6 protein-coding genes and 2 pseudogenes are annotated in these 7923 nt (G+C 38.1%); all 8 read right to left on the minus strand.

The window, feature by feature from the left end; translation table 11 throughout:
* Positions 1-158 precede the first annotated feature (158 nt).
* Positions 159-673 (minus strand): annotated as a pseudogene (locus tag IM509_RS01550) (ribonucleotide-diphosphate reductase subunit beta); the annotation flags it as partial.
* Positions 674-944: 271 nt separating this feature from the next.
* Positions 945-1544: pseudogene (locus tag IM509_RS01555) on the minus strand (ribonucleotide-diphosphate reductase subunit beta); the annotation flags it as partial.
* A 53-nt stretch (positions 1545-1597) separates the two neighbouring features.
* Positions 1598-2044, minus strand: coding sequence for a DUF29 domain-containing protein (locus tag IM509_RS01560; RefSeq protein ID WP_052278441.1), 447 nt, complete (start codon positions 2042-2044; stop codon positions 1598-1600).
* Positions 2045-2046: 2 nt separating this feature from the next.
* Positions 2047-2508, minus strand: coding sequence for a DUF29 domain-containing protein (locus IM509_RS01565; protein ID WP_185237728.1), 462 nt, complete (start codon positions 2506-2508; stop codon positions 2047-2049).
* Positions 2509-2520: 12 nt separating this feature from the next.
* Positions 2521-2973, minus strand: a complete 453-nt coding sequence (locus IM509_RS01570; protein ID WP_072927227.1) for a DUF29 domain-containing protein — start codon at positions 2971-2973, stop codon at positions 2521-2523.
* A 3-nt stretch (positions 2974-2976) separates the two neighbouring features.
* Positions 2977-3453 carry a DUF29 domain-containing protein gene (locus IM509_RS01575; protein WP_072927230.1) on the minus strand — a complete coding sequence of 159 codons (477 nt, stop codon included), beginning with the start codon at positions 3451-3453 and terminating at the stop codon, positions 2977-2979.
* Between the two features lie 38 nt (positions 3454-3491).
* Positions 3492-3983 carry a DUF29 domain-containing protein gene (locus tag IM509_RS01580; RefSeq protein ID WP_081417905.1) on the minus strand — a complete coding sequence of 164 codons (492 nt, stop codon included), beginning with the start codon at positions 3981-3983 and terminating at the stop codon, positions 3492-3494.
* Between the two features lie 62 nt (positions 3984-4045).
* Positions 4046-7405, minus strand: coding sequence for a ribonucleotide reductase barrel domain-containing protein (locus IM509_RS01585; protein ID WP_185237727.1), 3360 nt, complete (start codon positions 7403-7405; stop codon positions 4046-4048).
* Positions 7406-7923 lie beyond the last annotated feature (518 nt).

Consider the following 7923-nt stretch of genomic DNA (forward strand, 5'->3'; position numbering starts at 1 on the left):
ACCATACCAAGTAACGAAGAACCGTATTACCTAAGCAAAAAAAGGAAGAAATTAGCACTAATTTCTTCCTTTTATATAAAGGCTGCTAAATTTTGTCAATTTTTTGACAAAATTGCCACTTTATGGTAATGATTTGGGTCATTTTTGTCCCGTAAATTTTAAATTTCATCCCATCCAGTTAAGCCAGAAGACATAACGTAACTGGTCACGGTTGCTTCAAAAAAGTTCGCTTTGGTGTGGCCTTCTTTTTTGGTATCGGAGAAGCGTTCCAGATGGTTATAGGGACTTTTGTTATACTTTTCTTCCCTGTATAAAGGCTCAAGTCCGATCGCTTTCAGTCGAATATTAGCGAGGTATTTGGTGTACTGTTCGGTACTGTATTCGGTAATACCTAAAATGTCGTTGCCAACAATGTGATTTGTCCAGCGACATTCGTGTTTAACGGCCGTATCGAACATCTCATAAATCTGTTCAACGGAATGGGAAAAAGTTGCCATGGCTTCGGGAATAAGTTTCTGATACAAACGGACGTGACTTAATTCGTCCCGGTTGATCATTTTGAAAACGTCAGCACTACCGGACATTAGCTGTCGAGAAGCGAGATTATAGAAAAAGATGACGCAACTACCCATCCTTTCAGAGTGGGGCTAGAACATACCATTATCTTCTTGAACCTTTTATAGCGTATTTACCAAGAAGATACTCACCCTCTGTTCGTTGAACCTTCCCCTTTAAAATAGAGGCTTGGCTGCTGATTACCCATTGTTTTTAATAACTGCCTTACGGCTTTTATTAAATCCCTTAACTTTTTTCTGCTCTCGCTCCTTTACGCTTATCTTTTCAGACTTCGCTTTGGCCTAAGGGCTTTAGGGCTTCCCAGCAATTTGGCGAGTTTTAACTAACACCTCACGATGCTAGTGGGCTACCTCATTATTTAACCCGTTATAAAAATACAAACTCTCTAGCAAATAATCGGCAAGAAGAGCGATAAAATAGCTTTCAGTAGTTTGTTTATCGATATATTGCTGGTAGAGACTAGCAATAAATTCACAGCGATCTCTGAGAACTTTATCGGTGCGCCAAAAGTCATAAACTTCGCCTCGGCGATCCGAGGGAATAATTGTTTCAATTAAGTATTGATAACTTTGATTGTGCATGGCTTCTTGAGAAATTTGTTCCGCCATACAAAGACTAATTTCTGGCGCGGTGACGCTACCTTTTAGGTGGGGAATATTACAGGTTTGCACGGAATCAAGAAAAGTTAGATAGGATAAAATACCATCATAAGCATACCTTTCTTCGTCGGTAAGATGCCCGTATTCAGTCACGTCTTGAGTGATATCTAAGCGTTGCGGAATCCAGAAATTTTCCCGCATTTGTTGATATAAACCCACCGCCCAGGTGTAGCGGACATCGTTTAATTGCATCAGGTTGGTGGTGTTACCAAACCAGATCGAACGGTTTTCGATCGCATCATCTCCCGCAGGATTGAAGATCGGGGAAATGGGCATCGAATGGCAAGTATTAACTAAATGTAAGGACATGATTACTTGAATCTTATGGCACTTCTAGGTTATAGTAGGTTTTTGGTAAAAAGTCAAATGTTTTGATTAGGGATAAATTCAAAATCTAGGGCTTCTGCCAAAGTAAATGGGCAATTCTTCGGGAATTTCTCTAGGTTTATCCCTGTTTCAATAGCGGCTTTTTTTCTGGCTTTATTATAGCATTTTTTTAAATCTTCTTCTGTTAAAAAACTCTTAAGACTAGGGCTATTTTCTAAATCTTCTTCGATTCTCTCTCGATGCTCAAAAAGGGTTAATGCCCAGCTTCTGGTTTGTTTTTCTGGCTCTTGTAAGTATTTTAGTAAATGCCATAAAATCACAGTCAGATTGCTTTTTAATGCTTTCTGTTGATTGATAGACATAGATTTTATTTCGTCAATTAAATTTTCTAAATCTAAATCAGAAAACTGATTATTTTCCAGTAAATTAATGGTTTTCTCTAACCAGAGATAGTAATCTTTTTCGTATAAGTTCTTTTCCATAATTATCCCCATTGTTTTGATATTTCAGGAAACCAATCCTCATTTAAAGCTTGTTCTATAGTGCAAATTGGAGCTAAACTGACCAAATTTTCAGCCATTCCCGATAATTCGATAAAAGAAATACGAGCTTCTTGAAAAGAGTTATCAAAAATTTCAATCAGATAAGGCTGTAAACTAGGACTATCGGCAATAATTCTTTTTATGGCACGACGGAAATTCCTGATTTCATTTTTCCATCCTCTTTGATTATATTCTAATTCCGATTGCCAGTAAACCAGTTTTAGCAAATGTTCTAATAAGCGAGTTAAATAACTTTCTAAACTTCGTTTCTCACTTTTACCCATGCTACTAATTTCGTCAATTAAATTCTCTAAATCTAAATCAGAAAACCGATTATTTTCTAGTAAATATATGGTTTTTTCTAACCAGAGATAGTAGTCTTTTTCGTATAAGTTATTTTCCATAATTATCCCCCATTATTTTGATATTTCAGGAAACCAATCCTCATTTAAAGCCTGTTCTATAGTGCAAATTGGAGCTAAACCGACCAAATTTTCAGCCATTCCAGATAAATCCAGAAACAATTTACGGGCATTTTGATAACAGGACGAGAAAATTTCCGATAGATAGGGCTTTAAACTGGGACTGTCTTCAATAATTTGTTTAATTTGTAGGCGAAAGTTACGGATTTCATTTTTCCATCCTCTTTGATTATATTCTAATTCCGACTGCCAGTAAACCAGTTTTAGCAAATGTTCTAATAACCGAGTTAAATAACTCTTTAAGCTTTGTCGTTGGCTTTTGCCCATGTCGCTAATCTCCTCGATGAGATTATCCAAATCTAAATCGGAAAATTGATGATTTTCTAGTAAAGATCTGGTTTTCTCTATCCAGAGATAATAATCTTTTTCGTATAAATCACTCTTCATTGCTTAATCCTCTCCGAGAAACTCAGGAAACCAATTTTCATCTAAAATTTGGTCGATTGCTCCCATAGGTGTAGCACTTAAAAGTCTTTTATCGATGCCAGAACCTTCGACAAATAGATGGCAAGCATCCTCATAACATTGCTCAAGAATCTCGGTGAGGTAAGATGCTAAGTTTGTATTATAAGTTCCATCCTTTTTGTTGCTAATAATTCTTTTTATTTGAATGCGAAAATTTAAAATCTCCCGTCGCCACTTGTTTTTATTGTAATCGCGCTTAGATTGCCAATAAGTTAATTTAAGTAAATGTTCCAAGAGTTTAGTTAGTAAACTCTCTAACTGCTGACGTTCTCTTCTGGACATATCTTTGATTTCTTCAATTAAATTTTCTAAATCCAACTCAGAAAACTGGCGATTTTCTAGTAAAGATATGGTTTTCTCTAACCAAAGATAGTAATCCTGTTCGTATAAGTTCGTTTCCATAGTCCCTCACCTTAGTTAACTATAATCCAACCAAATCATCAATTATTATTATCCTCATATTCAGGAAACCAATCATCATCCAAAGCTTGGGCAAGAGTGAGAATTTTTTCCCTGGGCAAAGTATTGATTTTTACTCCCATTTTTCTAGCTAGGATACGAAGGGCTGACTGATAACATTTATCAAAACTATTCTCTAGATAGGACTTTAAACTTGGATTATCATCAAGAACTTCCCATAAATCAATTCTAAAAATAGTAATTTCTCCTTGCCAGTGATTAGCATTATATTGGCTTTCCGATTGCCAATAAGCGAGTTGCAGCAAATGTTGGATTATTCTAGTCAATAAACTTGTTAAGGTATGTTTTTCCTTGATACCCATACTTTTAATCTCCTCGATGAGATTATCTAAATCTAAATCGGAAAATTGATGATTTTCTAGTAAAGATATGGTTTTCTCTATCCAGAGATAGTAATCCTGTTCGTATAAAGTCTTATCCATAGCTGTGATTAGGTGATCAATAAAACTCATTTTATCAGTCCTAATCTTTGATGTAAAAAAATTAAGGTGGGCATTGCCCACCGAAGTTAACCTTAATTAGCGCAACTAGAACAACTATCGTCAGACTCTCGAAAATTGTCCTTTTGTACGGTACGGATATAATAAATCGCTTTACACCCCAATTCCCAGGCCATAACTAGGGTATCAAAGATATCTTTGGCAGTGAGACAACGGTTAGGTTCTGCGGGAAAGTAAACCCCTTCATTGAGGTTGAATAATAACTCCATAGAAATTCCCGTATCGATCCATTCTTGCATAGTAGCGATCGCTTTCACCACTTGCTGCTGTTCGAGATTTTTATTCTCTGGATAAAACCAGAAAGCTTCTTCAATAAAAGGTGGTGCGATGGGAACGGTTCCCTTTGCCCATTTATCGTAGAAAAAGCGACTATAAACTGGCAAAACACTAGCGGTACATCCCTGTACCAAACTGGAGGAAGTATTAGGAGCAATGGCGGTAATATGGGAATTACGGATGCCAAATCGTTGAATATCTTCGGCTAATTGTTGCCATCTTTGCGGTTGCACCGCATTATTTAAAAACCATGCCACTGGTTTTGCTCCGATTAATTTACCTTGACTCCATTCACTACCCAAGAAAGCTTGATAAGCACCGCGTTCTTTGGCTAATTCCATCGAGGAATAGGTACACCAATAGCCAATTTCTTCAAATAAATTACTAATTTCTGACAGGTTATTGTAGGATAATTTCCGTTTAGCTAACCAGTCAGCCAATCCCATCGCCCCTACCCCAATAGTGCGATATTTATCGTTGTGGTTTTTAGCATTATCAAAGGGAGGATTAGTGATATCGATGGTATTGTCGAGAATCCTGACAGCGATTTGACAATTAGACTCGATTTCTTCCCTGTCGATATTGGCTAAATTAAGGCTAACTAAATTACAACAATGGGCAGTTTTATCGGGGGTGACATTGCTGAAAGATTCGGTGCATTGTCCTGTTAGAATGCCGTTAAACATTCCCAGATGACGCTTGGGTTCTGTAAAACAGTAGGTGTCATCTCGACGACAGGTTAACTCTACCGATTCAATGCGGATAAACTGAGTTGCCGAACGTTGGGGTTCTTTTAAAGTCCATTGTAAGCGATGGGTTTTAAGTCCCAATTGACCAAGTTGAAATAGTCCGACAGAATTAATCAGTAAACGATATTTTGGTTGACAGAGATATTCTTGATAATTTCCCTTTCCATTTGGCATCAATTTATAGCCACCGTCATCCATAAAAGTAACTTTGGAATCAACTCCTAAAGTCTGTAACATTAGGCGAATATCGAGCAAAAATTGCCGGTTAACAGCAGCAATCTGGAGAGACTCGTTAGAACCATTGCGGGCAACTGTTCCATCGGCATCAAGTAAACCAGCTAACCATTCTAAACGAGATTTAATTGTGTAACCATTGAGAGGAACTGTAAATTTACTGGGAATATCTAACGGGAGTTTACAGACGATCCGATCTTGTTTACTGTCATGATATACCCCTAGGGTATCGGTTTCTTTTCTCCAAAAAGTACCTTTTTCAATAGAGCCATTTCCCCGATATTTGTTACGAATAGCCAATAAGGGAAGTAACTCTTTTTTAACTCCGTATAGGTCAACTTCTGGCATTCCATTGTTTCCGTAACTCCCATCTCCAGAAAAGAATCCTGCGGTGTAGGCGTAGGGAAAGTCAAGATCATTTTCTGACTGGATGAGAGGCAGCTGGTATTTAATTAATTTATCTCCTTGTTTGAGGTCTTTTGCCTCCACAATTTCCACGGTTCCCTTGTAGTTTTTCTGAACGTAAAACTTATGGTAGTAAGTACATTCTAATGCCTCTCCGTTAGAGAAATTGACCTTTAATAAAGGCTGGTTTTCTCCAGTCTTTTTAACTAATACTTCTGACCACTCCAATCCATTCCAGACATTAACATATTCCCCCACCAAATCAGCGATTGCTATTTGTCCTCGGTCAGTGAGAATTTTTGTTTCTCCCGCGACGCATAAATTTACACCGGGGATGTAGCCATCGTGTTTATTAGGATTAGCGCGATTAATGGTATCTTTGAAAGCAATGTAGGGCATTCCTGTTTCTACTTGGGAACGCATGATACTTTTAAATAAGTCCCGGGCATTGATTTTTTTATAGAGGAGAATCTCTTGATCTAAATTAGCTTCTACTAAACGATAAGCTTCTTCAAATTCTTCCCCCCATAGTTGCGCTAATTCTATACCTAATTTTGTGCGAACTTCGTAGGGATCTACTAATGTCCACTCGGCTTTAGTTATCACCCGACGCATAAATTCATCGGTGATAACTAATTGGGGAAAAACATCATAAGCTTTGCGTCTTTGATCACCGTTTTCTGTCTGCATTTCCAGAAATTCTGGCACATCTAAATGCCAGATGTCAACACCGATAGTTACTGCCCCGGCTCGTCTTCCCCCCTGATTTACTGCAATAGCTGTATCGTTGAGTAATTTAATCCAAGGAATAATCCCCCCGGAAGCGTTAGCTTTCCCCATTACCCAGCTACCAGTGGCACGGATTCTACTCATATTCACCCCGACACCGCCACCATTTTTGGAGATGCGGGCAGCATTAGTAATCTCGCCGAAAATGCTTTCTAAACTGTCGTCAATGGAAAGTATAAAACAACTGGTTAGGGAACCTTTAGGTGTGCGTAAATTGGCTAAAATTGGGGTGGCAAGAGAGATTTTTCTTTGAGCAATCCCTTGATAAAATTTCTTCGCCCAGTGGAGTCTATTAGCCGGTTCTTCCACAGTGGCAAGCAGTAGGGAACAGGTTAATAATGCCTCTTGGGGTAACTCATTTTTGAGTAAATAACGGCTAGTGATTAACAATGCCCCTGCGTAATCATAATCGATGTCCCAATCGGGATTAATCCAAGAACCGGCTTCTTTTAATTCTGCTTCGGAATAGATGAGAATCCTTTCGTCGTACAGCCGATTTTTAACTTGAGTTTTGACAGTTTTCTCGTAATTTCCGTACTGATAACCCCGGACTACTAAGGTATCTTTCCACAGACTCCAAATATGCAATCTTCCCGCCACATAGCGCCAATCCGGTTCCTCGGGACTACACATTTCTAGGGCGCAATTAATTAAATTATCCTGTATTTCCCTGGTGGTAATCCCATCCCGCAGGCGCGTGGTTAAACCCGCTTCTAAGGCGATTGAATTGACTTTTTTGCCTTCACAAGCCCACTCTACCACGTCGCGAATTTTGCCGATATTTAAGCTTGTGGTGGAACCATCGCGCCGAATCACTCTAATTCCATGGCTGCCCATATTAGCTAAAGGGGTAGAACGAAAGGGTATTACTTCGTTATTTTTGTGAATGGAGACGGTAGTAGTCAAGGGCTTTGATTGCATAATTAGGAAATTGCGGCGTTAAAAAATTTGACAAATTAATCTATTTGTACTAGAGTATTCTATCAGATTTTCTGGGAAAACACAACATCTAGCGTGTTAAATAATCTTATCACTCTATATATGGTATAGCCAGGATTATTTTGTTCCCTAAAAACAGTGTTTTGGCTGACATTTTCTGGAAAAAATTCTTGATTTTCCTGAAAAATGTAGTTCTTTTGTATGCTTGACAAAAAGCTTTTTCTTTGGTAGGAAAAACAGATTGACAAAATATTTTTGATCCGATTCTGCTTGACTGCTGAGGAGGTTGTGGTCAGACTTTAGCCAATGGCTGATAGCTTATGGGTATAGTTTTGTTCTTAAGTATACTTTGCACGGCTGCAACTTGCATTTTTTACTCAAGGACAATAATATAGTTTAAGAGCCATAATTAGAAGCAAAGCACTCATTAAAAACATGATTAACCTAGAATTCACGGAAGAAGAAAAGAACTCACTGTATTATGAAAGATTTCATCATCC

The organism is Microcystis sp. M31BS1 (assembly GCF_020245285.1).
Classification (GTDB): domain Bacteria; phylum Cyanobacteriota; class Cyanobacteriia; order Cyanobacteriales; family Microcystaceae; genus Microcystis; species Microcystis panniformis.

What these genes read in the sequence shown, in the direction of transcription:
- IM509_RS01575 (WP_072927230.1), bottom strand. Translation starts at nt 3,453, where the DNA reads ATGGAAACGAACTTATACGAACAGGATTACTATCTTTGGTTAGAGAAA.
- IM509_RS01560 (WP_052278441.1), bottom strand. Translation starts at nt 2,044, where the DNA reads ATGGAAAAGAACTTATACGAAAAAGATTACTATCTCTGGTTAGAGAAA.
- IM509_RS01570 (WP_072927227.1), bottom strand. Translation starts at nt 2,973, where the DNA reads ATGAAGAGTGATTTATACGAAAAAGATTATTATCTCTGGATAGAGAAA.
- IM509_RS01585 (WP_185237727.1), bottom strand. Translation starts at nt 7,405, where the DNA reads ATGCAATCAAAGCCCTTGACTACTACCGTCTCCATTCACAAAAATAAC.
- IM509_RS01580 (WP_081417905.1), bottom strand. Translation starts at nt 3,983, where the DNA reads ATGAGTTTTATTGATCACCTAATCACAGCTATGGATAAGACTTTATAC.
- IM509_RS01565 (WP_185237728.1), bottom strand. Translation starts at nt 2,508, where the DNA reads ATGGAAAATAACTTATACGAAAAAGACTACTATCTCTGGTTAGAAAAA.